Source organism: Cupriavidus sp. FW305-27, from assembly GCF_058787995.1.
Window position 1 is genome coordinate 37,822 of the sequence record NZ_JBYTAG010000034.1, and the last position, 22,761, is coordinate 60,582.

Annotated in this window: 14 protein-coding genes; 11 read left to right on the forward strand and 3 right to left on the reverse strand. The window is 69.7% G+C overall.

The features are described from left to right. Nucleotides 1-42: 42 nt before the first annotated feature. From AC3WRI_RS17650 to AC3WRI_RS17665, 4 genes are read left to right on the forward strand one after another with little or no spacing between them, the layout of a single operon-like run. Entirely contained in the window at nt 43-6,114 is a 6,072-nt protein-coding gene (locus tag AC3WRI_RS17650) for an alpha-2-macroglobulin family protein (protein ID WP_492293705.1), read from the forward strand. After that, nucleotides 6,111-6,815, forward strand: coding sequence for a lysoplasmalogenase (locus tag AC3WRI_RS17655; RefSeq protein ID WP_011616248.1), 705 nt, complete (start codon nt 6,111-6,113; stop codon nt 6,813-6,815). The genes AC3WRI_RS17650 and AC3WRI_RS17655 overlap by 4 nt, the downstream gene beginning before the upstream one ends. Continuing rightward, nucleotides 6,812-9,040, forward strand: a complete 2,229-nt coding sequence (pbpC, locus tag AC3WRI_RS17660) for a penicillin-binding protein 1C (protein WP_439671078.1) — start codon at nt 6,812-6,814, stop codon at nt 9,038-9,040. Before AC3WRI_RS17655 ends, pbpC begins: the two co-directional genes overlap by 4 nt. A gap of 59 nt (nt 9,041-9,099) precedes the next feature. After that, nucleotides 9,100-10,053: a delta(1)-pyrroline-2-carboxylate reductase family protein gene (locus AC3WRI_RS17665; protein ID WP_492293707.1), complete on the forward strand. Its 954-nt coding sequence runs from the start codon at nt 9,100-9,102 to the stop codon at nt 10,051-10,053. Here the strand turns inward: AC3WRI_RS17665 and AC3WRI_RS17670 are convergent, their stop codons facing one another. Further along, a complete protein-coding gene (locus AC3WRI_RS17670) occupies nt 10,054-10,686 on the reverse strand; it encodes a TetR/AcrR family transcriptional regulator (protein WP_037025237.1) in 633 nt (210 codons plus the stop codon). A 180-nt stretch (nt 10,687-10,866) separates the two neighbouring features. Here AC3WRI_RS17670 and AC3WRI_RS17675 point away from each other — a divergent pair, with 180 nt between their 5' ends. Continuing rightward, complete coding sequence (locus AC3WRI_RS17675; protein ID WP_058697415.1) at nt 10,867-12,855, forward strand: alkyl/aryl-sulfatase; 1,989 nt, start codon at nt 10,867-10,869, stop codon at nt 12,853-12,855. Nucleotides 12,856-13,125: 270 nt separating this feature from the next. Beyond that, nucleotides 13,126-13,848 carry an OmpW/AlkL family protein gene (locus AC3WRI_RS17680; RefSeq protein WP_010811296.1) on the forward strand — a complete coding sequence of 241 codons (723 nt, stop codon included), beginning with the start codon at nt 13,126-13,128 and terminating at the stop codon, nt 13,846-13,848. A 72-nt stretch (nt 13,849-13,920) separates the two neighbouring features. Here the strand turns inward: AC3WRI_RS17680 and AC3WRI_RS17685 are convergent, their stop codons facing one another. After that, a complete protein-coding gene (locus AC3WRI_RS17685; protein ID WP_010811295.1) occupies nt 13,921-14,121 on the reverse strand; it encodes a heavy-metal-associated domain-containing protein in 201 nt (66 codons plus the stop codon). Between the two features lie 197 nt (nt 14,122-14,318). Here AC3WRI_RS17685 and AC3WRI_RS17690 point away from each other — a divergent pair, with 197 nt between their 5' ends. From AC3WRI_RS17690 to AC3WRI_RS17700, 3 genes are all read left to right on the forward strand, one after another. Next, entirely contained in the window at nt 14,319-16,808 is a 2,490-nt protein-coding gene (locus tag AC3WRI_RS17690) for a heavy metal translocating P-type ATPase (protein WP_492293709.1), read from the forward strand. Further along, a complete protein-coding gene (gene cueR, locus AC3WRI_RS17695) occupies nt 16,805-17,224 on the forward strand; it encodes a Cu(I)-responsive transcriptional regulator (protein WP_010811293.1) in 420 nt (139 codons plus the stop codon). Before AC3WRI_RS17690 ends, cueR begins: the two co-directional genes overlap by 4 nt. 103 nt (nt 17,225-17,327) lie before the next feature. Beyond that, nucleotides 17,328-18,260, forward strand: a complete 933-nt coding sequence (locus AC3WRI_RS17700; RefSeq protein WP_010811292.1) for an alpha/beta hydrolase — start codon at nt 17,328-17,330, stop codon at nt 18,258-18,260. On the opposite strand, the gene AC3WRI_RS17705 is transcribed toward AC3WRI_RS17700, so the two are convergent. Next, nucleotides 18,257-19,144 (reverse strand): LysR family transcriptional regulator, encoded by an 888-nt coding sequence (locus AC3WRI_RS17705; protein ID WP_010811291.1) that lies wholly within the window; start codon nt 19,142-19,144, stop codon nt 18,257-18,259. The two genes, AC3WRI_RS17700 and AC3WRI_RS17705, sit on opposite strands and share 4 nt — an antisense overlap. A gap of 230 nt (nt 19,145-19,374) precedes the next feature. Between AC3WRI_RS17705 and AC3WRI_RS17710 the strand changes: the two genes are divergently transcribed. Continuing rightward, on the forward strand, nt 19,375-20,934 hold the full coding sequence (locus AC3WRI_RS17710) for a CoA-acylating methylmalonate-semialdehyde dehydrogenase (RefSeq protein ID WP_492293711.1): 1,560 nt from the start codon (nt 19,375-19,377) through the stop codon (nt 20,932-20,934). A 27-nt stretch (nt 20,935-20,961) separates the two neighbouring features. Then, nucleotides 20,962-22,629, forward strand: a complete 1,668-nt coding sequence (locus tag AC3WRI_RS17715) for a GMC family oxidoreductase (protein WP_492293712.1) — start codon at nt 20,962-20,964, stop codon at nt 22,627-22,629. Nucleotides 22,630-22,761: the final 132 nt, after the last annotated feature.

Consider the following 22,761-nt stretch of genomic DNA (forward strand, 5'->3'; position numbering starts at 1 on the left):
TCGCCGGGTGCCGCAAACGTGGCGGGAACGGAGGATGGCAGGATGAAGGGAATCGTCGCCCGAGCCGATCGGGGTCTTGGCAGGATGCCAATGCAATTGCATGCGCGGCGCGCAGTCCTGGCCCTGGTGGCCACGCTTGGAATCCTGGCGGCGGGCGGCGCGCAGGCCGCGCAGGTGACGCGCTTCTCCCCTGAAGGCACGGTCGGGCAGGTGCGGCAGGTGGCGATCCGCTTTGACGAGGCCATGGTGCCGATGGGCGACGTCCAGGCCACCGCGCCCGCGGCGGTTTCCTGCACCGGTGCCGGCACCGGCGGGCAGGCCCGCTGGATCGATGCGAAGAACTGGGTCTATGACTTTGCCAGCGACCTGCCGCCGGGCGTGCGCTGCACCGTGCGCATGCGCACCGGCCTGCGCAGCGTGGCCGGCACCGCCTATGCCGGCAAGCCGGAGTACCGTTTCGAGACCGGCGGCCCGACGGTCGTGTCCAGCCGGCCTGCGGGCGGCGAGATCGAGGAAGACCAGGTCTTTGCGCTGCGCTTCAATGGCGCCGCCACCGCGGCCTCGGTGCGCGAGCACGCCTGGTGCCAGGCGCAGGGGCTGGGCGAGCGCATCCCGGTGCGCTTGCTCGCCGGCAAGGAGCGCGATGCCGTGCTCGACGCCATCCACTGGGAACGCATCGCCAAGCAGGCGCCCGATGCCGTGCACCTGCTTGCCTGTCAGCAGCGGCTGCCGGCCGCGGCGCGGGTGCAACTGGTGCTGGGCGCGGGCATTGCCACGCCCTCCGGCGTGGCCACGCGCGACGAGCGCCGCTTTGACTACACCGTGCGCGAACCCTTCACCGCCAGCTTCAGCTGCGAGCGTGAACACGCGCAGTCGCCGTGCACGCCGCTGCGGCCGATGTCGGTCAGCTTCTCCTCGCCGGTGCCGCGCAAGCTGGCCGAGAGCGTGGTGCTGAAGACGCCGTCCGGCCCGCGCGCGCCGCAGTTCGATCCCGACCTGGCGCCGGACGCCAGCGTCAGCGCGCTGACCTTTGCCGCGCCGTTCGCGGAGAAGGCCCAGTTCACCATCGAAGTGCCGCGCAACCTGAAGGACGACAGCGGCCGCACGCTGGCCAATGCCGACCTGTTCCCGCTCAAGGTGGCCACGGCATCGATGCCGCCGCTGGCCAAGTTTGCCGCGGCGCCGTTTGGCGTGGTGGAACGCTTCGGCGAGCTGCCGCGCGGCAAGGCGCCGGCCGACTACCCGCCGCTGCTGCCGGTGACGCTGCGCAACGTCGAGGCTGACCTCGCCGTGCGCGGCGTGCAGGCCAGGGCCGGCACCGTGATGAAGCTGCGCGTGGACGACGACACGGCCGTGATGCAATGGTTTGGCCTGGTGCGCCGCATGCATGAGGCCAGCTATACCCGGGCCGAGCTCGACGCCGTGCTGGGGGGCCGCTCCCCGTATCGCGTCAACAACCCGCGCAATGCGGTGTCGATCGAGACGCGCTCGGTGTCTCTGCTCGAGCGCGACCCCGGCGTGCAGAAGCTGGCCGTGCCCAAGCCTTCGGGCGATGCGCCGCGGCCGTTCGAGGTGGTGGGCATCCCGCTGCCGGAACCGGGCTTCCATGTGGTGGAGATCGCCTCGCCGATGCTGGGCGAGTCGCTGCTGGGCAAGCGTGCGCCGATGTACGTGCGCACCGCGGCGCTGGTCACCAACCTGGGCGTGCATTTCAAGCTCGGCCGCAGCGCCGGCAATGAAGACGATGGCAGCCGCAGCGGGCTGGCCTGGGTCACAGCACTGGACGACGGCAAGCCGGTTGCCGATGCCGCCGTGACGGTGCGCGACTGCAGCGGCCGCCTGCTGGGCGAAGGGCGTACCGATGCCAGCGGCGTGGTGCGCTTTGCCAGGCTGGCTGCCGCGCCCGAGGGCGCCTGCGAGCAGAACGGGCTGTCGGGCTATTTCGTCTCGGCCCGCATCGGCGTCGGCCACCCGCAGGCACGCGGCAAGGCCGACATGGCCTTCGTGATGTCGGACTGGAACCGCGGCATCGAGAGCTGGCGCTTCAATGTGCCGACCGACACCGGCACCGCACCCACGGTGCGCGCCCACACCATCTTCGACCGCACGCTGCTGCGCGCCGGCGAGACCGTGTCGATGAAGCACCTGATCCGCGCCGAGACCGCGCAGGGCTTTGCCCTGCCGCCGGCCAGCCGACCGCTCCCCACGCGCGTGGTGATCCGCCATGAAGGCAGTGGCCAGACCTACGAGCTGCCGCTGCAATGGCGCCAGACCGCGACCGGCGGGCGCAGCGCGGAAAGCACCTTCCAGGTGCCGGCGGCGGCCAAGCTGGGGGTCTACAGCGTCGAGCTGGAAACGCAGAAGGGTGAAGGCGCGCAGGACAATGGCGGTGCGCGCGGCTACACCAGTGGCAGTTTCCGGGTCGAGGCATTCCGCTTGCCGGTGCTGGCCGGCACGCTACAGGTGGCAGGCAAGGCGGGGCCCGTGGTGGCGCCTGCCGAACTGCCGGTCGGCGTGGAGATCCACTACCTCTCCGGCGGCGGTGCGGCCGGGCTGCCCGTGCGTGTGTCCGCGCTGCTGCGCGACAAGTACGTCAGCTTCCCCGGCTATGACGAGTTCTCGTTCAACCCGCCGCGCGCGCAGCGCGAAAGCGCCAGCGGCGACGAGGAGATGGATGAGGACGAGCAGGGCGATGCCAGTGCCGACAGCCAGAAGCTGGTTGCCGACAAGCTGCCGGTGACGCTCGACAAGAACGGCAACGGCACCGTCACGCTGCGCAAGCTGCCCAAGATTGAAGCCCCGCGCGACCTGCTGCTCGAAGCCGGCTTTGCCGACCCCAACGGCGAGATCCAGACGCTGCGCCAGACCGTGCCGGTGTGGCCGGCGGCGGTGGTGGCCGGCATCCGCACCGATGGCTGGGTCTCGGTCAAGCAGAAGCTGGCCGTGCACGGCGTGGTGCTGGACGTCAACGGCAAGCCGGTGGCGGATGCGCCGGTCAAGATCAACGCGCGGGCACGCATCACCACCTCGGCGCGCAAGCGCGTGGTGGGCGGCTTCTACCGCTATGACAACCGCTCCGAGACGCGCGACCTCGGCACCGTGTGCGAGACCCGCACCGATGCGCAGGGCCGTGCGCGCTGCGACGTGGCGCTGGAGCAGGCCGGCCAGATCGAACTGGTGGCGAGCGCGCGCGACAAGGACGGGCGCACCGCGCAGGCGGCCTCGACGGTCTGGGTCACGCGCCAGGGCGAGCTCTGGTTCGGCGGCGAGAACCATGACCGCATCGACCTGCTGCCGGAGAAGAAGTCCTACGCGCCGGGCGACACCGCCGTGTTCCAGGTGCGCATGCCGTTCCGCCATGCCACCGCGCTGGTGGCGGTGGAGCGCGAGGGCATCTACCAGACCCAGGTGGTGGAACTGCATGGCAGCGATCCCACCGTGCGCGTGCAGGTGAAGCCGGAGTGGGGGCCCAACGTCTACGTGTCGGTGCTGGCCTTGCGCGGGCGCCTGCATGAGGTGCCCTGGTATTCGTTCTTCACCTGGGGCTGGCGCCAGCCGGGCGAGTGGTGGCGCGCGTTCCGCAGCGAGGGCCGCGAATACGCCGCGCCGACCGCGCTGGTGGACCTGTCCAAGCCGGCCTTCCGGCTGGGGCTGGCCGAGATCCGCGTCGGCAATGCGGGCCACCGGCTCGACGTTACCGTGACGCCGGACAAGGCCAGCTATCCGGTGCGCGGCAAGGCGCGCGTGGCGATCCAGGTGAAGCTGCCAGACGGCAAGCCCGCCGCCAACGGCGAAGTGGCGCTGGCCGCGGTGGACCAGGCCTTGCTGGAACTGATGCCCAACACCAGCTGGGATCTGCTCGATGCGATGCTGCAGCGGCGCGGCTACGGCGTGGAAACGTCGACCGCGCAGATGGAGATCATCGGGCGCCGCCACTACGGGCGCAAGGCGGTGCCGGCGGGCGGCGGCGGCGGCAAGAGTCCCACGCGCGAGCTGTTCGACACGCTGCTGGTATGGAACCCGCGCGTGCAGCTCGACGCCGAGGGCCGCGCCAGCATCGAGGTGCCGCTCAACGATTCGTTGACCAGCTTCCGCATCGTCGCGGTGGCGGACCTCGGCCTCGGCCGCTTCGGCACGGGCAGCGCCACCATCGCCGCCACGCAGGACCTGCAGGTGATTTCCGGCCTGCCGCTGCTGGTGCGCGAGGACGACCGCTACCGAGCCATGTTCACGCTGCGCAATACCACCAGGCGCGCAATGACGGTGCAGGCCAGCGCGCGCGGCACGCTGCTCGGCAATGAGGCCAGCCTGCCGGCGCAGACCGTGCAGATCCCTGCCGGCGAAGCGCGCGAGATCGGCTGGGACGTGACCGCGCCAGCGTTGCTGGCGTACTCACGCAGCGGCACCGTGATGTGGGAAGTGCAGGCGAGCGAGCAGGGCACGGGGGGCGCGGCCGACCGCATCAAGGTGTCGCAGCAGATCGTGCCGGCGGTGCCGGTGACAGTGCAGCAGGCCACGCTGGCGCAGGTGTCGCCGTCGCTGTCGGTGCCGCTCAAGGCACCGCCGGGCGCGCTGGCGGATCCTGCGGGCAAGGTGCGCGGCGGGCTGCAGGTGAACTTCCAGTCGTCGCTGGCGGGCGGCATGCCGGGCGTGCGCGAGTGGTTCCGCAACTACCCGTTCACCTGCCTGGAGCAGCGCGCATCGAAGGCCATCGGCCTGAACGACACCGCCGCGTGGGACGCGCTGATGACGCAGCTGCCGTCCTACCTCGATGCCAACGGGCTGGCCTCGTACTTCCCGCTGAACGCCGACGGCGACTTCGGCAGCGAAGTGCTGACCGCCTACCTGCTGGCGGTCACCGACGAGGCCGCGCGCGCCGGGCTGGCGCTGCGCATCCCCGACGCGCAGCGCACGCAGATGGAGCGCGGGCTGACCGACTTCGTCGAAGGCCGCATCCGCCGCGACAGCTGGGCCCCGGTGGCCGGCACGCAGTACCTGGACGCGCGCAAGCTGGCCGCGCTCGAGGCGCTGTCGCGCGCCGGCCATGCGCAGGCGCGCATGCTGGGCTCGATCCAGATCCTGCCGGCGCAGTGGCCGACCTCGGCGCTGCTGGACTGGACCCTGCTGCTCACGCGCATGCAGGACATCCCGCAGCGCGAGCAACGCCTGGCCGAGGCGCAGCAGCTGCTGCGCTCGCGCCTGACGGTGCAGGGCACGCGCCTGGCGTTCTCCACCGAGCGCAACGACAACTGGTGGTGGATGATGGCCGGCGGCGACACCAATGCCGCGCGCCTGCTGGCGCTGGCGTCGGAACTGCCGGGCTGGAAGGAAGATGCGCCGCAACTGGCCACCGGGCTGCTGGGCCGGCAGGTGCATGGTGCCTGGGGCACCACCACTGCCAACGCGTGGGGCATGCTGGCGGTGACGCGCTTCTCGCAGGCGTTCGAGAAGACCCCGGTGGCGGGCACCACGCGGGCGAGCGTGAGCAATGCGGCCGACGCCTCGCGCAGTTTCGACTGGGCGCGCGCGCAGCGCACCGACGGCGTGGCCCAGGGCAGCGTCGACCTGCCGTGGCCGACCGGCGCCGACGGCGGCACGCTGCAGGTGGAGCACGCCGGCGCCGGCCAACCGTGGGCCACGGTGCAGGCGCTGGCGGCGGTGCCGGTGACCGCGCCGCTGGCCGCGGGCTACCGCATCAGGCGCACCGTGACGCCGCAGGAGCAGGCGGTGCAGGGCAAGTGGTCGCGCGGCGATGTGTACCGCGTCAAGCTGGAGATCGATGCGCAGGCCGACATGACCTGGGTGGTGGTCAGCGATCCGGTGCCTGCCGGCGCCACCATCCTCGGCAGCGGCCTGGGCCGTGACTCCACGATCGCCACGCGCGGCGAGCGGCGCAAGGGCGCGGCCTGGCCGGCCTACACCGAGCGCACGCCGCAGGCCTACCGCGAGTACTTCGGCTACCTGCCCAAGGGCACGGTATCGGTCGAATACACGGTGCGGCTGAACAACGCCGGCGACTTCGCGCTGCCGCCCACGCGCGTGGAAGCGCTGTACGCGCCCGACGTGTTCGGCGTGGCGCCCAATGCGCGGCTGGCGGTGGGGGCGCGCCCATGAGCTGGCTGGCAATGATGATGCCGGCACGCGTGCGCGAGTGGTGGCTCGCGGGCACGCTGGCCGGCATCATCTACGGCGCGCTGCTGGTGCAGGTGGCGATCGAGCTGCCTGAAGGCGCGCCGCTGACCGGGCATATCGCCATGCAGCCCGCGTGGAAGACCGCGATGGCGCTGCTGCTGGCACGCGCCGCGTGGTTCCACCGGCCGCTGGTTGAGCGCCGCTGGCTGGTCACTGCGCTGCTGTTCTCGGCCCTGGGCGACCTCCTGCTGGCGCTGCCGACGCTGACGTTTTCGTTCATGGGCGGGCTTGGCGCCTTTTTGCTCGCGCACCTGGCCTACCTGCGCGTGCTGGTGCCGCTGGCGGGCGACACGCGTCCGCACCGGCTGATTGCGTGCGGCGCCATGCTGGGCGTGGCGGGCACCATGCTGGGCCGCTTCTGGCCCAATATGGGCCCGCTGACGGTGCCGGTGGCGGTATACGTGGGCGTGCTTGCGGCGATGGCCTGCAGCGCGCTGGTGGCGCGCCTGCCCACGCCGCTGGCGGCGCTGGGGGCGCTGTGCTTTGCCGCATCGGACATGATGATCGGCATCGCGCGCTTCCTGGTGCCGTTCGAATCTTTCCAGCTTGGCATCTGGTGGACCTACGCCGCGGCCCAGGTGCTGCTGGTGGCGGGCATCGTGGCGGGACGCGAGCAGGCATGAAGCAGCGCTGTATTCGCATGGTGCTGGCGACGGCGTTGATCTGGTCCGCGCCGGCCATGGCGCTGCCGTCCTTCGAGCAAGTCCGTACCGACTGGCGCAGTGCCGACGTGGTGGTGCTGGACCGCCACGGCGATACCGTGGGCCGCGTGCGCGACGACTTCCGCGCGCGCCGCGGCGACTGGGTCGCGCTGGCCGATACCTCGCCCGCGCTGCGCACTGCCATCGTGCTGTCGGAGGACCGGCGCTTCTATGCCCACAGCGGGGTCGACTGGCAGGGCGTGGCGGCCGCGGCCTGGGCCAACCTGTGGAACACACGCACGCGCGGCGCCTCGACGCTGACCATGCAGCTGGCGGGCCTGCTCGATGAGGACCTGCGCCGGCCGGGCGCGCCGGGGCAGGGCCGCAGCTTGACGCAGAAGCTGGGGCAGGCCGCCGGTGCGGCGGCGCTGGAGCGCAGCTGGAGCAAGGACCAGATCCTGGAGGGCTACCTGAACCTGGTGCCGTTCCGCGGCGAGCTGGTGGGCCTGTCTGCGATGTCGCAGGTGCTGTTCGGCAAGTACCCCGAAGGGCTCAACGCGAGGGAATCGGCCCTGGCGGTGGCGCTGGTGCGCGCGCCCAATGCCAAGGCCGCCCAGGTGGCAAGCCGCGCCTGCGGCATCCTGCGCGAGATGCGCCTGCCGCGCGAGTGCGAAGGCCTGGAAGGCTTTGCGCAACTGGCGCTGCTGCGCACCGGGCCGGTCGCACAGCGCGCCGCGGCCGCCACGCCATCGGCGGCGTCGCCGCAGCTGGCACCGCACCTGGCACGGCGCCTGGTCGGCGAAGCGCGCTCGCAACTGGCCGCGGGCGTACCCATGCCTGCGCGCATCGCGTCCACGCTCGATGCCCGCCTGCAGCGCGAGGCTGCCACCAGCCTGGACCGGCACCTGCGCGAACTGGCCGGGCGCAATGTCGAGGACGGCGCGGTGGTGGTGATCGACAATGCCAGCGGCGACGTGCTGGCCTATGTGGGCTCGTCGGGCACGCTGTCAGGCGCCGCGCAGGTGGACCACGCGGCGGCGCTGCGGCAGGCGGGCTCGACGCTCAAGCCCTTCCTGTACGAGCAGGCGCTGGAAGAGAAGCGGCTGACCGCGGCTTCGCTGCTGGACGACCGGCCGGTGAACCTGCCGGTCGGCGGCGGGCTCTACGTGCCGCAGAACTACGACCACCGCTATGCCGGCTGGGTCAGCCTGCGCGCGGCGCTGGCCGCGTCGCTGAACGTGCCCGCAGTGCGCACGCTGGTGATGGTGACCCCGCACCGCTTCCACAAGCGGCTGGTGGCGTTGGGGCTGCCGTTGACCGAGGCCGGCGACTACTACGGGTTCAGCCTGGCGCTGGGCAGCGCCGACGTGTCGCTGCTGGCGCTGACCAATGCGTACCGGGCACTGGCCAATGGCGGGCGCTACGCGCCGCCACGGCTGCGGGAAGGGGCGCCGCCAGCCGCATCGATGACAGTGGTGATGCAACCAGGCGCCAGCTACGTGATTGCCGACATCCTGTCGGACCGCCATGCGCGCGCGCGCACCTTCGGCCTGGACAGCCCGCTCACCACGCGCTTCTGGACCGCGGTGAAGACCGGCACCAGCAAGGACATGCGCGACAACTGGTGCATCGGCTGGTCGCAGCACTACACCGTGGGCGTGTGGGTCGGCAATGCCAGCGGCGCCAGCATGCACGAGGTCTCGGGCGTATCGGGCGCAGCGCCGGTCTGGCACGACATCATGGAAGCGCTGCACCGCACGCGCGCCAGCCACGCGCCCGCCATGCCCGACGGCGTGCAGCGCGTGGCGCTGAGCTTCGACGACGGGCTGGAGCCGGCGCGCGATGAAGTCTTTCTGGCCGGCACGGCGATCCGGCGCGTCAGCGTGAGCGCACCCGCCGCGCGCCCGACCGCACCCGTGATCGCCAATCCCGCCGACGGCACCGTGTTTGCGCTGGACCCCGACATGCCGCCCGCGGCGCAGCGGGTCTGGTTCCATGCCGAGGGCGTGGCCGGCCAGACCGCGCGCACGGTCAGCTGGCGCATGGACGGCAAGCCGCTGGGGCGCGGCGGCGAGGTGGCATGGCTGCCGTGGCCGGGGCGGCACCAGGTGGAGCTGCTCGATGCGTCTGGCAAGGTGGTGGACCGCATCGGCATCGAGGTGCGTGGCGCGTCAGTGCGCGCGCCGGTGCCAGCGGCCAAACGCTGAGGCCGCTGGCGCTCTGTGCGCAATAATGGCGCTTCGCAACGTCTTGCCGGAGCCAGCGCATGTCCCTCGTCCCCCTCGATGCCGCCAGCACCGCGGCGCGCCTGCCGTATCCCGAACTGGCGCAAGCCATCGCCGACATGCTGGCCGAGCTGCGCGACGGCACCGCCATGGCGCCGCCGCGCATTGCGCTGCCGGTGGGCGATGCGCAAGGCGGCGAAGGCACGCTGCTAGTGATGCCCGCGCGCAACCGCGGCCTGGTGATGACCAAGAACATCACCGTCCATCCCGGCAACCCGCAGCGCGGGCTGCCCAATATCCTCGGCGAGGTGGTGGTGGCCGACGCGCACACCGGCGCGCGCATCGCCATGCTCGACGGCCCCACGGTGACGGGACGGCGCACTGCGGCCGTGTCGCTGCTGGCGGCGCAGTGCTTTGCCGCGCGCAAGGATTGCGAGTTGCTGATCGTCGGCGCCGGCGTGCAGGCGCTGACGCACCTGGAGGCCTTCGTGGCCGGGCTGGGCGTGCGCAAGGTGTGGCTGCATTCGCGCACGCGCGACAAGGCCGAGGCACTGGCCGCGCACGCGCGCACGCTGGGCGTGGAAGCGCAGGTAGCCGAGTCGGTCGCTGCAGTATTGCCTCGTGTATCGATGGTGGTCACGGTCACGTCCAGCCGCAGCCCGGTGCTGCCGGACCTGGACAGCGGCCTCTGGCGCGACGATCACTTCATTGCCGCGGTCGGTGCGTTCCGGCCCGACATGTGCGAACTGCCGCCGGCGCTGTGCCATGCGGCCGCGGATAGCGGGCGGCTGCTGGCCGATACCCTGTTCGGGATCGAGGACGAAGCCGGCGACCTGCTGCAGGCCGGCATCGACTGGGCCGACGTGCAGCCGTTCGAGACCGCGATCCTGCAGGCCGATGCCATCCGTGCGCGGGCCGGCAGCCCGCTGGTGTTCAAGAGCGTGGGCTACGCGCTGTGGGACCTGGCGGCCTGCGTGCTGGCCAGCCGCGGGTGACTAACCCGCGCCATCGCGGGCACGCAGCCAGTCGCTGAAAAGCTCGCGCGCCGGTGCCAGGAAGCCGGCGATCGGTTCGCTGCGGTCGCTGGCATACCAGTGGCAGTAGCAGCCGTGGATGGTCGCCACCATCAGGCGCGCCATCGGCGCGGGCAGTGGGCGCCCGGGGGCGGACAGCGCATCGACCAGGTCCTGCACATGCGCGTCCCAGCTGCGGCGGATCTCCTCGCGCACGCTGGGCGGCACGCTGCCTGAGAACAGCAAGGCCAGCACGACACCCTTGGCTTCCGGATTGGCCGTGAAATAGTCGGCCACCCGGTCGAAGGCGTTTTCCAGCCGCCGCGCCGCGGTCTTGCCCCGGTGCGGCTCCGTGCCGAGCTCCTCGCCGATATCCCGGAACAGGCTGGTTGCGGCCTCCGCCAGCAGCATTTCCTTGCTGCCGAAATGCCACAACAGGCTGCTCTTGGCCACGCCGGCCTCGGCGGAAATCTGGTCGAGGGTCACCTCGGCGTAGCCGTGTGCGCTGATCAGCCCGCGCGTCACGGCAAGGACGCGTTCCCGGGTTTCCAGGCCGCGGCGGTTCTTGGTGACGGAGGCTGGAGGCTTTTGTGCGGCCGGGCGGGTCGGTGGCATGGGCGGGGGCGGAAGACAGGTGGTGCCGGCAGCAATTTATGAGTATTCGGGCCGGATGCCTATTTGACAGCGGCCGGGGTCTGCCAGCAAACTCCAGTATTGTACTGAACGTTCAGCACAATTACGGAAGTGTTGCAGGCCGGATACGGACATCCGGCCCAGGATTTCCAGGAGACCAGGATGTCGTACCCGACTGCCATTGCCGCCGCCGCCGCCGCGCTGGCTGCAGCCGCCATCAGCCTTGCCGGCACCGCCGGCGCCGCACCTGCCCCGGCCACCGCGGGCAATCCCGCCACCGATGCCACCGCCCGTGCCAATGCGGCCGTGCTGCAACAGCTGCCGTTCCAGGACCGGCGTGACTTCGAGGCCGCGCGCCGTGGCTTTATCGGCACGCTGGATAACACCGAGATCCGCGATGCCAAGGGCAATGTGGTTTGGGCGCTGGCCCCCTATGGCTTCCTCAAGCAAGACCGGGCGCCGGCCACCGTGAACCCCAGCCTGTGGCGCCAGGCGCAGCTGAACATGCACAACGGGCTGTTCCAGGTGACGGATCGGATCTACCAGATCCGTGGCTTCGATATCGCCAACATGACGATCATCGAGGGCGATACCGGCCTGATCGTGATCGACCCGCTGACAGCGATGGAGACCTCGCGCGCCGGCCTCGACCTGTACTTCAAGCACCGGCCCAGGAAGCCCGTGGTCGCGGTGATCTATACGCACAGCCATGGCGACCACTTCGGTGGGGTCAAGGGCGTCGTCAGCGAAGACGACGTCAAGGCCGGGCGGGTCAAGGTGCTGGCCCCGGAAGGTTTCATGGAAGAGGCCGTCAGCGAGAACGTCTTCGCCGGCAACGCCATGAGCCGGCGCGCGCAGTACATGTATGGCTTCAACCTGCCGCGCTCGGCAACCGGGCAGGTGGATGCGGGGCTGGGCAAGGGGGTGGCGCACGGCACGCTGACGCTGATCCCGCCGACGGACCTGATCCACAAGACCGGCGAGACGCGCACCATCGATGGTGTGCAGATCGAATTCCTGATGGCGCCGGGCACCGAGGCCCCGGCCGAGATGCTGATGTACTTCCCGCAGTGGAAGGCACTGTGCGCCGCCGAGGACGCCACCCACAACCTGCACAACCTGTACACCATCCGCGGCGCCCAGGTGCGCGACGCCAACCAGTGGTGGCGCGCGCTGGACGAGACCATCGACCGCTTCGGCGGCCGCACCGAGGTCCTGTTCGCCCAGCACCACTGGCCTACCTGGGGCCGCCAGGACATCGTCACTTACCTGGGCAAGCAGCGCGACGGCTACAAGTACATCCATGACCAGTCGCTGCGGCTGGCCAACATGGGCTATGTGCCGGCCGAGATCGCCGAGCGCGTGAAGCTGCCGCCGTCGCTGGCCGCCGAATGGCATCTGCGCGACTACTACGGCACCGTCAGCCACAACGCCAAGGCGGTATACCAGCGCTACCTCGGCTGGTATGACGCCAACCCTGCCAACCTGAACCCGCTGCCGCCGGAAGAGGCGGGCAAGCGCTATGTCGAATTCATGGGCGGCGCGGCGCGCGTGCTGGAGCAGGCGCGTGCGGCGTATGCGCGTGGCGAATACCGCTGGGTGGCCGAGGTGGTCAAGCACGTGGTCTTTGCCGATCCGTCCAACCAGGCTGCCCGCCGGCTGGAAGCCGACGCGTTGGAGCAGCTCGGCTACCAGGCCGAATCCTCGACCTGGCGCAATGCCTACCTGACCGGTGCCGCCGAACTGCGCAGCGGCCCGCCCCAGGCCGGCCGCCGCGCCGGCAGCCCGGACGTGCTGCGCGCCATGACCGACACCATGTTCCTGGACTACCTGGCGATCAGCCTGAATGGCGACCGCGCCGCGGGCAAGACGCTGGCGCTGAACTGGGTACAGCCGGACACCGGCAAGCGCTTTGCGCTGACGGTGGAGAACGGCGTGTTCCGCTACAAGCCCGACGCGCAGCACGCGTCCCCGCAGGCCACGCTTACCATGCCGCGCGCCGTGCTGATGGGCGTGCTGGCCGGCCAGACCACACTGCAGGCCGAGACCCAGGCGGGCCGCGCCCGTGTGGACGGCGACCCGCAGGCGCTGGCGACGTGGACGGCGCTGATGGACAAGTCCGAGCCGAACTTCAGTATCGTGACGCCCTGACCGCACCGGGATGGGGCAGGCGCGCGGCCATTGTTGCGCACCTGCCCCATAAAACCTCTTTTACCTGAGGGTTTTTTCCTGCGCACGGCATAAACCGTTGTGCGGATGCCTCGGTGAACGGCCCTGAGAGCCGCTCCCATGCTGGTTTCTTAGTGGTTAACCCTCCCTTTAGGGGGCGTCCTCTACGAATCAGTGTCATCGGTGAAACAGTCGTGCTCCGGCTGGCCGGATAATGCACACGGCAGTAACCGAAAGAGGAGTAAGAGGATTATGAAATCGACCTATAAGAAGATGCTGGCGGCAGGCGCTGTCATGGCGCTGGCCGGAGCCGCACACGCGCAGTCCGCCGGCAGCAATATCGTCAGTCTGGGCTGGTTCCGCGTGATGCCGAACAGCTCCGCCGATCCGCTGACTGTCGACAGCATCAACGGCCGCCCGGTCGGCATGACCCGGCCGAACACCGGCGCGGAGATCGAATCCGCCGACACGCTGGGCCTGGCCTTCACGCACTTCTTCACCGACAACATCTCCGGTGAAATCGTCGCGGGCATTCCGCCCAAGCATGACGTCAAGGGCACCGGCAACTATGCCCAGTATGGCAAGCTCGGTTCGGTCAAGCAGTGGAGCCCGGCGCTGTTGGTCAAGTACCACTTCTTCGACGCCAAGACCAGGTTCCGTCCCTATGTCGGCATCGGCGTGAACTACACCTGGTTCACCGACGAGACCATCACCAACCAGAACTTCGTGAACCGCGAGTTCTTGCCGGGTGCGCGCATGACCGCCAGCGCCAAGCCGTCGTGGAACCCGGTCTTCAACATCGGCGCCAACTACGCCATCAACGACAACTGGTTCGTCGGCCTGTCGGTCTCGTACGTGCCGCTGTCGACCCGCGCGTCCTTCACCACCCAGGCGGGCCCGGTAACGATCCAGTCACACACCAAGATCAAGATCGATCCGGTGGTGACCTTCCTGAACGTGGGCTACCGCTTCTGAGCGCGGCACACTGACGGCAGAAAGGGCACCCGGGGGTGCCCTTTCTTGTTGGCGCCGGCTGCGGTGGCCAGCTTACGCCACCGACTTGACCGGATAGCCGGCCTCTTCGATGGCATCGCGCAGGGCCTCTGGGTCGGCGCTGCTCTCGACGCGTACGGCCTGGGCGGGCACATCCGCGCTGACACGCGCGGCCGGGTCAACCGCCTGTACGGCACGCGTGATGGCGCCCACGCAGTGGTTGCACGACATGCCTTCGACCTGGAACTGGATCATGGTGGGACTCTCCTGAACGGGATGAGACGGGCGGCGGGTGCCGCGACAGATGCAGTTTGAACCTTCCCATGGTGGGAAGCGCAAGAGGAATTTGTTGGCGCCGATGTGACGGTAACACCTTGTGCATCCGGCCTTGACCTTCCAATGATGGTAAGGTCCATGATGCTGACATCGACACTGTGGATGACTCAGGACCCATGCCAAATTCCAGCGCTGTGCTCGCTTCACCACCTGTCCGGCCGGCTGACCGGCCGGCCGACGAAATGCCCGAATGGCGCCTGCCGGTCGACGGCATGACCTGCGCCTCATGCGTGCGCCGCGTGGAGAACGCGCTGGCCCGGGTGCCGGGCGTGCGCGACGTGGCCGTCAACCTGGCAACTGAAGCCGCAACGCTGCGCGCCGACTCGGGCGCGGTGCTGCCGCCCGCCGCCCGTGCCGTGGCCGATGCCGGCTACACGGTGCCGCAGGACACCATCGAACTGAATATTGCCGACATGACCTGCGCCTCATGCGTGTCCCGGGTCGAAAAGGCGCTGCGCGCCGTGCCGGGCGTGATGGAGGCGCAGGTCAACCTGGCGACCGAGCGCGCCAGCGTCACGCTGCTGCGCGGCGCGGCGGATACTGCGGCGCTGGTGGCCGCGGTCGCGCGCGCCGGCTATGGTGCGACGTCGGTGGCCGATGCCGCATCGCAGGCGCCGCAGGCCGCGCAGGGCACTGCCTTCTGGGATGGCCCCTGGCCGGTGGCGATCTCGGCGGCGCTGTCGCTGCCGCTGGTGGCACCCATGGTGCTGGAATGGCTCGGCGTGCACTGGATGCTGCCGGCATGGGTGCAGTGGCTGCTGGCCACGCCGGTGCAGTTCGTGTTCGGCTGGCGCTTCTACAAGGCTGGCTGGAAGGCGGTGCGCGCCGGCGCCGGCAATATGGATTTGCTGGTGGCGCTGGGCACGACGGCGGCCTATGGGCTGTCGCTGTGGCTGATGTGGCGCACGCCGGCCGACGCCATGCCGCACCTGTACTTCGAAAGCGCGGCGGTGGTGATCACGCTGGTGCGCCTGGGCAAGTGGCTGGAGACCCGCGCCAAGCGCCAGACCGCCGATGCCATCCGCGCGCTCGCGGCGCTGCGTCCCGATACTGCCCGCGTGCGCCGCGGCGGCGTGGAGCAGAGCGTGCCGCTGGCGGCGGTGCGCGTGGGCGACGAGGTGGTGGTGCGCCCCGGCGAGCGCATCCCGGTGGACGCCGAGGTGATCGAAGGCAACAGCCACGCGGACGAATCGATGCTGACCGGTGAAAGCGTCCCGGTGCCGAAGAAGCCCGGCGACCGCATCACCGGCGGCGCCATCAATTTCGAAGGGCTGCTGGTTGCGCGCACCGAGGCGGTGGGCGCCGAGACCGTGCTGGCACGCATCATCCGCATGGTCGAGCACGCACAGGCGGCCAAGGCGCCGATCCAGCGCATGGTCGACCAGGTCAGCGCGGTGTTCGTGCCGGTGGTGCTGGGCATCGCGCTGCTGACGGTGCTGGGCTGGGGCCTCTTTGCCGGCGACTGGGAAACCGCATTGCTCAACGCGGTGGCGGTGCTGGTGATCGCCTGCCCGTGCGCGCTGGGCCTGGCCACGCCCACGGCAATCATGGCCGGCACCGGCGCCGGCGCGCGCGCCGGCATCCTGATCAAGGATGCCGAGGCACTGGAGGTGGCGCACCGCGTCAGCGTGGTGGCATTCGACAAGACCGGCACGCTCACGGTCGGCAAGCCGGAAGTGGTGGCGCTGCATGCGGCCGATCCCGCCGATGCCGACGGCAGCGCGCTGCTGGCGCGGCTGGCCGCGCTGCAGGCCGGCAGCGAGCATCCGCTGGCCCGCGCCGTGCTGGCCGCAGCGCAGGCGCGCGGCATTGCCGCGCCGCAGGCCACGGAAGTGCAGGCCCTGCCAGGCCGCGGCATTGCCGGCGTGGTGGACGGCCAGGCGCTGCAACTGGGCAGCGAGCGCCTGCGTGAGGCGCTGGGCGCAGCGGCAGGCACGCTGGCAACGCTGGCGGAGCAGTTGCGCGCGGACGGCCGTACCGTGTCGTGGCTGGTCGAAACCACGCTGCCGCGCGTGGCCGGGCTGGTCGCGTTCGGCGATGCCATCAAGCCGGGCGCGCCGGCGGCGATCGCCAGGCTGCGCGCGGCCGGTGTGCGCACCGTGATGCTGACCGGCGACAATGCCGGCGCGGCGGCGCGCGTGGCGCAGGCGCTGGGGCTGGACGACGTGCAGGCCGAGGTGCTGCCCGAGGACAAGGCTGCCCGGGTGCAGGCGCTGGGGCGCGATGGCGCGGTGGTGGCGATGGTGGGCGACGGCATCAACGATGCGCCGGCGCTGGCGGCGGCGGATGTGGGCATTGCCATGTCGACCGGCACCGACGTGGCCATGCACGCCGCCGGCATCACGCTGATGCGCGGCGACCCGGCGCTGGTGGCCGATGCGCTGGCGGTCTCGCACCGCACCGTGCGCAAGATCCGGCAGAACCTGTTCTGGGCTTTTTTCTACAACGTGGTAGGCATTCCGCTGGCAGCGGCCGGGTTGCTGAATCCGGTGGTGGCGGGTGCGGCGATGGCTTTCTCCAGTGTCAGCGTGGTCAGCAATGCGCTGCTGCTGCGCCGCTGGCGTCCGCAGGCCGGGGCTGCCACGGCACAGGGAGGCGAGCGATGAATATCGGCGAAGCGGCGCAGGCGTCGGGCGTGTCGGCCAAGATGATCCGGCACTATGAATCGATCGGGCTGGTGGCGGCACCGCCGCGCACCGAGGGCGGCTACCGTCGCTATGACGAACGCGCGGTGCACAACTTGCGCTTCGTGCGGCGCGCCCGTAATCTGGGATTCTCGCTCGACGAAATCCGCAACCTGCTGTCGCTTTGGCATGACCGCGGCCGCGCCAGTGCCGACGTCAAGGCGCTGACGCTGCGGCATGTGGCCGACCTTGAGCTGCGCATCGCTGAACTGGCCGCCATGCGCGACACGCTGCGCGAGCTGGCGCAGCACTGCAGCGGCGACGATCGGCCGGATTGCCCGATCCTCGCCGATATGGCGCAGCCGGAAGCGCAGGGCAGGCTTGCCTGCCACGGTTGAGCGGGACAGAGTGCAAGGCAGGCAGCAGGCAGCACCACAAAGAATAACGACAGCCGGCGCCAGCCTTTTGCTGGCGCTCCGTGCCGGGAGGAGACTTGCGCGAATGGAACAACCGATGACGGACGATCCTGCTATTGCCGGTGTTGCCGGCATGCCTGCCGATACCCCAGCCGGCACGCACGCGCCGGTACAGAGCCGCCAGCGCATGCGCGACGGCACCGAGCTGCTGCTGCGCACCTGGCAGCCCGATCCGGCGCGCTTTGCCGAGCCGCTCGGCTCGGTGCTGCTGGTGCATGGGCTTGCCGAGCATGCCGGACGCTACCAGCATGTGGCCGATGTGCTGTGCGGGCTGGGCCTGCGCGTGCGCGCGCACGACCTGCGCGGCCATGGCGCCAGCGGCGGCGCGCGCATGGTGGCGGACCATCAGGATGCCTACCTCGACGACCTCGCCGAGATCTATGATGCCGCGGTGCCGGGCTGGAACGAGTTGCCGATCCTGCTCGGCCACAGCATGGGCGGGATGATCGCGGCGCGCTTTGCCACCGCGCGCGTGCGCCCGGTGCGCGCGCTGGTGCTGTCCTCGCCTGCGCTGGCGCTGCGCCTGTCGGGCCCGATGCTGGCGCTGCACCGCGTGCTGCTGGCGCTGGCGCCGCGGCTGCGCGTGCCCAATCCGATCGATGCGCGGCTCTTGTCGCACGATCCCGCCGTGGTGGCCGCCTACCGCTCAGACCCGCTGGTGCAGACCACCATCACCGCCAGCGTACTGGAGAGCTTTATCCGCGGCATGGCGCAGGCCCAGGCCGATGCCGCGCTGCTGGAGGCCCCCATGCTGATGCTGGTCGGTGGCGCCGACCGCGTGGTGGACCCGGCCGGCAGCCGCAGCTTCTTCGACCACGCGCCGCCGGAGTTGCGCGAACAGGTCTGGTTCGAGCACGGCTACCACGAGATCTTCAATGAAGCGCAGCCGCTGCGCGGCGAAGTGTTCGCGGCGCTGACCGGCTGGCTGCAGCGTCACCTGCAGCAGCAGGGACACTAAGTCCGGAACACCGACTCGGCCACGCCGAACACTGCCGCGACGACCGGGTCGTCGCGGCGCGTGGCCAGGCATACCAGCGTCAGCTCGGTCTGCACCGAGACCCCTTCAACGATCACCAGCCCGTGCGCATGCGATTCGCGCAGCGCGATCGCGTCGCGCACCAGCGACAGCCCCACGCCGGAGCGCACCAGGTCCAGCATCGAAGCCTCCTGGTCGACATGCGCCACCTTGGGCACGCCGGCCGGGTCGACGCCGGCCTGCGCAAAGCGCGCGGACAAGAGCCGGTTGTGCGCCGATTCGGGCGGCGTCCAGATCCACGGCAGCGTTGCCAGCTGCGCCCATGAGCGCAGCGCGGTGCGCTCTTTCCAGCCCTTGGGTGCCACCACATAGTAGGAGAACGGCGTCAGCGTCAGCGCATGGAAGCCGGCGTCAGGCGGCTGGCCCAGGTAGAAGCCCACGTCGAGCGCGCCGCTGCGTACCTGTTGCAGCACCCAGCCCGACATGCCGTGGCGCAGTTCTGTGCCGATCTGCGGGTGGCGTTCCACCAGCGTGCGCAGCATCGGGCCCAGCCGCGTGAATTCCGGATCGAGGATGGTGCCGATCGCCAGCCGGCCGCGCACGGTGTGATGCATCGCGCTGACGGTGTGCTGCAGGTCGCCCACGCCGTCGAGGATGCGTTCGGCCAGCGGCAGCAGTGCGGCGCCGTCGGCGGTCAGCGTCAGGCCCGCGGCAGTGCGCTCGAACAGCCGGATGCGCCACGCCGATTGCAGCGCCTTCAACTGCAGGCTGACTGCGGGCTGGGTCAGGTGCAGCCGCTGCGCGGCGCGGGTCAGGTTGCCCTCGCGCGCGACGGCAACGAAGGCGCGCAGGTGGTGGAGGTCCAAGGCAGTGTCGGGGCGAAAGGTGGCGCAGGGGCGAGGCGTGGTGCGGCGCAATATTTTGCGCGGCTTATATTGCGATTGACGATAAATCATTGGACGGGGCCGCGCAACTGCACCAAGCTTGCGCTCAATACGGCCCGGCACGCCTTGTGCGGCGCGGCATCGATGCCAGTGCGAGACTGGCGGATGTTTGCGCCAGCGTCTTCACCAGACGCAAAGATCGGGCGAGTCGCATGCCGTCAGCGACCCAGCATTCAGGAGCGGAAGTGGAAGACATCCTTGCAGAAGCCAGCGCGGTGCAGACCATCATCGGCCATAGCATCGCAGGCCGGCAGACACGCGGCGCATCGCAGCGTCTGGCCGATATCTATAACCCCGCCACCGGCGAAGTCGCAGCACGCGTGGCGCTCGGCACCACGCAGGACGTGGCCGACGCCGTTGCCGCCGCCCATGCGGCATTCCCCGCCTGGGCCGACACCCCGCCGCTGCGCCGCGCGCGCATCCTGTTCAAGTTCAAGGAACTGCTCGACCAGCACCACGACGACCTGGCCGCGCTGATCACGCGCGAGCACGGCAAGGTGTTCTCGGACGCCAGGGGCGAAGTCACGCGCGGCATCGAGGTGGTGGAATTCGCCTGCGGCATCCCCAACCTGCTCAAGACCGATTTCACCGACAACATCGGCGGCGGCATCGACAACTGGAACCTGCGCCAGCCGCTGGGCGTGGTGGCCGGCATCACGCCGTTCAACTTCCCGGTGATGGTGCCGATGTGGATGTTCCCGGTGGCGATCGCCTGCGGCAATACCTTCGTGCTGAAGCCGTCGGAACGCGATCCGTCGCCGAGCCTGCTGATTGCCGACCTGCTGCGCCAGGCGGGATTGCCTGATGGTGTGTTCAACGTGGTGCAGGGCGACAAGGAGGCGGTGGACGCACTGCTCGCGCATCAGGACGTGCAGGCGCTGTCGTTCGTCGGTTCGACGCCGATTGCGGAGTACATCTATACGGAAGGCACCAAGCACGGCAAGCGCGTGCAGGCATTGGGCGGCGCCAAGAACCACCTGGTGGTGATGCCCGATGCCGATCTCGACCAGGCGGTCGATGCGCTGATCGGTGCCGCGTATGGTTCTGCCGGCGAACGCTGCATGGCGATCTCGGTCGCCGTAGCGGTGGGCGATGTCGCTGACAAGCTCGTGCCGCGCCTCGCCGAACGTGCGAGCTCGCTGAAGATCCGCAACGGCATGGAGTCCGACGCCGAAATGGGTCCGCTGGTAACCGCTGCGCACAAGGCGAAGGTGGAGGGCTATATCGCCAAGGGCGTGGAAGAGGGCGCGACGCTGGTCACCGATGGCCGCGGCCACAAGGTTGATGGCCATGAGAACGGCTTCTATGTCGGCGGCACGCTGTTCGACAACGTCAAGCCCGATATGACGATCTACAAGGAAGAGATCTTCGGTCCGGTGTTGTCGGTGGTGCGTGTGCATGACTTTGCCGAAGCGGTGTCGCTGATCAATGCGCATGAATTCGGCAACGGCGTGTCGTGCTACACCAGCGACGGCGGCATCGCGCGTGCGTTCGCGCGGCAGATCCAGATCGGCATGGTCGGCATCAACGTGCCGATCCCGGTGCCGATGGCGTGGCATTCGTTCGGTGGCTGGAAGCGATCGCTGTTCGGCGACCATCACGCCTATGGCGAAGAGGGTGTGCGCTTCTACACGCGCTACAAGAGCGTGATGCAGCGTTGGCCGGATTCGATCGCCAAGGGCGCCGAGTTCACGATGCCGGTGGCGAAATAAGCGGCAACTATGATGACAAGAACAGCGATGGAGACATTCGACTACATCATCGTGGGGGCCGGTTCGGCAGGCTGTGTCCTGGCCAACCGCCTGACGCAGGATGCGGACGTCAGCGTGCTGCTGCTGGAGGCCGGCGGCAAGGACGACTACCACTGGATCCATATCCCGGTGGGCTACCTGTACTGCATCGGCAACCCGCGCACCGACTGGCTCTATCGCACCGAGGCCGAGGCCGGCCTGAACGGCCGCTCGCTCGGCTATCCGCGCGGGCGCGTGCTGGGCGGTTGCTCGTCGATCAACGGCATGATCTATATGCGCGGCCAGCGCGAGGATTATGACGAGTGGGCGCGGCTCACCGGTGATGCTGGCTGGCGCTGGGACAATGTGCTGCCGTTGTTCAAGCGCAGCGAGGACCACCACCGCGGCCCGAGCGAATTCCATGGCGCCGGCGGCGAATGGCGCGTGGAAGGCCAGCGCCTGCGCTGGGACATCCTGGAGCGCTTTGCCGATGCCGCCGAAGAGGCGGGGATTCCACGCACGGAGGATTTCAACCGTGGCGACAACTTCGGTGTCGGCTATTTCGAAGTGAACCAGCGCCGCGGCATCCGCTGGAACACGGCCAAGGCGTTCCTGCGGCGTGCGTCGGAACGTCCCAACCTGACCATTGTCACCGGGGCGCAGGTGAGCGGGCTGACCTTCGACGGGCGCCGCTGCACCGGCGTGAACTATATCGGCGGCGGCCGGCCGCACACGGTGGCGGCCACGCAGGAAGTGATCCTCGCCGCGGGCGCGGTCAATACGCCGCAGCTGCTGGAGCTGTCGGGCATCGGCCAGGCCGAGCGCCTGCAAGCGCTGGGTATCCCGGTGCGCCATGCGCTCGCCGGCGTGGGCGAGAACCTGCAGGACCACCTGCAACTGCGCTCGGTGGTGAAGGTCAGCGGCGTGCGCACGCTCAACACGCGCGCCGCGAGCCTGTGGGGCAAGTTCTGCATCGGCGTGCAGTACGCCTTCAACCAGAGCGGGCCGATGAGCATGGCGCCGTCGCAGCTGGGCGCCTTTGCGCGCTCGGACCCGGCGCAGGCGCGGCCGAACGTGGAGTACCACGTGCAGCCCTTGTCGCTGGACAAGTTCGGCGACCCGCTGCATGCGTTCAATGCCTTTACCGCGAGTGCCTGCAACCTGCGGCCGACCTCGCGCGGCAGCGTGCATGTCGGCAGCGCGGATTTCCGCCAGGCGCCGGTGATCGCGCCCAATTACCTGGCGACCGACGAGGATCGGAAAGTCGCGGCCGACTCCATCCGGCTCACGCGCCGCATCGTGGCGTCGCCGGCGCTGGCACCGTTCCAGCCCGAGGAATGGCTGCCGGGCCCGGCATTCCAGACCGACGAACAGCTGGCCGAAGCGGCCGGCAATATCGGCACCACCATCTTCCATCCGGTGGGCACCTGCAAGATGGGCCGCGCCGACGACCCGATGGCCGTGGTCGACCATCGCCTGCGCGTGCTGGGTATCGATGGCCTGCGCGTGGTCGATGCCTCGGTGATGCCGCTGATCACATCGGGCAACACCAATTCGCCGACCATCATGATCGCCGAGCGCGCCAGCGACCTGATCCGCGAAGACCGCCGGCAGGGCCTGGCGGCGGCGGAAGTATTGGTGCAATCGGCGCCGGCGGCAGCCGCTGCAGGCGCCTGACATGAGCGCGCCACGGGTCGCGGGCGGGGCCGTGACCGAGTGGCGCAGCCTGCTCATGTGCGCTTGCAAAAAAACTGACACTTGGTTCATGTTTCATAGTGCAAACCCCGATGTTTTGCGATGCAACAGGCG

Coding starts and splice junctions, on each gene's coding strand:
- AC3WRI_RS17700 (WP_010811292.1), top strand. CDS start 17,328: ATGGAACAACCGATGACGGACGATCCTGCTATTGCCGGTGTTGCCGGC.
- AC3WRI_RS17715 (WP_492293712.1), top strand. CDS start 20,962: ATGGAGACATTCGACTACATCATCGTGGGGGCCGGTTCGGCAGGCTGT.
- AC3WRI_RS17670 (WP_037025237.1), bottom strand. CDS start 10,686: ATGCCACCGACCCGCCCGGCCGCACAAAAGCCTCCAGCCTCCGTCACC.
- AC3WRI_RS17675 (WP_058697415.1), top strand. CDS start 10,867: ATGTCGTACCCGACTGCCATTGCCGCCGCCGCCGCCGCGCTGGCTGCA.
- pbpC (WP_439671078.1), top strand. CDS start 6,812: ATGAAGCAGCGCTGTATTCGCATGGTGCTGGCGACGGCGTTGATCTGG.
- AC3WRI_RS17665 (WP_492293707.1), top strand. CDS start 9,100: ATGTCCCTCGTCCCCCTCGATGCCGCCAGCACCGCGGCGCGCCTGCCG.
- AC3WRI_RS17650 (WP_492293705.1), top strand. CDS start 43: ATGAAGGGAATCGTCGCCCGAGCCGATCGGGGTCTTGGCAGGATGCCA.
- cueR (WP_010811293.1), top strand. CDS start 16,805: ATGAATATCGGCGAAGCGGCGCAGGCGTCGGGCGTGTCGGCCAAGATG.
- AC3WRI_RS17690 (WP_492293709.1), top strand. CDS start 14,319: ATGCCAAATTCCAGCGCTGTGCTCGCTTCACCACCTGTCCGGCCGGCT.
- AC3WRI_RS17685 (WP_010811295.1), bottom strand. CDS start 14,121: ATGATCCAGTTCCAGGTCGAAGGCATGTCGTGCAACCACTGCGTGGGC.
- AC3WRI_RS17710 (WP_492293711.1), top strand. CDS start 19,375: ATGCCGTCAGCGACCCAGCATTCAGGAGCGGAAGTGGAAGACATCCTT.
- AC3WRI_RS17680 (WP_010811296.1), top strand. CDS start 13,126: ATGAAATCGACCTATAAGAAGATGCTGGCGGCAGGCGCTGTCATGGCG.
- AC3WRI_RS17655 (WP_011616248.1), top strand. CDS start 6,111: ATGAGCTGGCTGGCAATGATGATGCCGGCACGCGTGCGCGAGTGGTGG.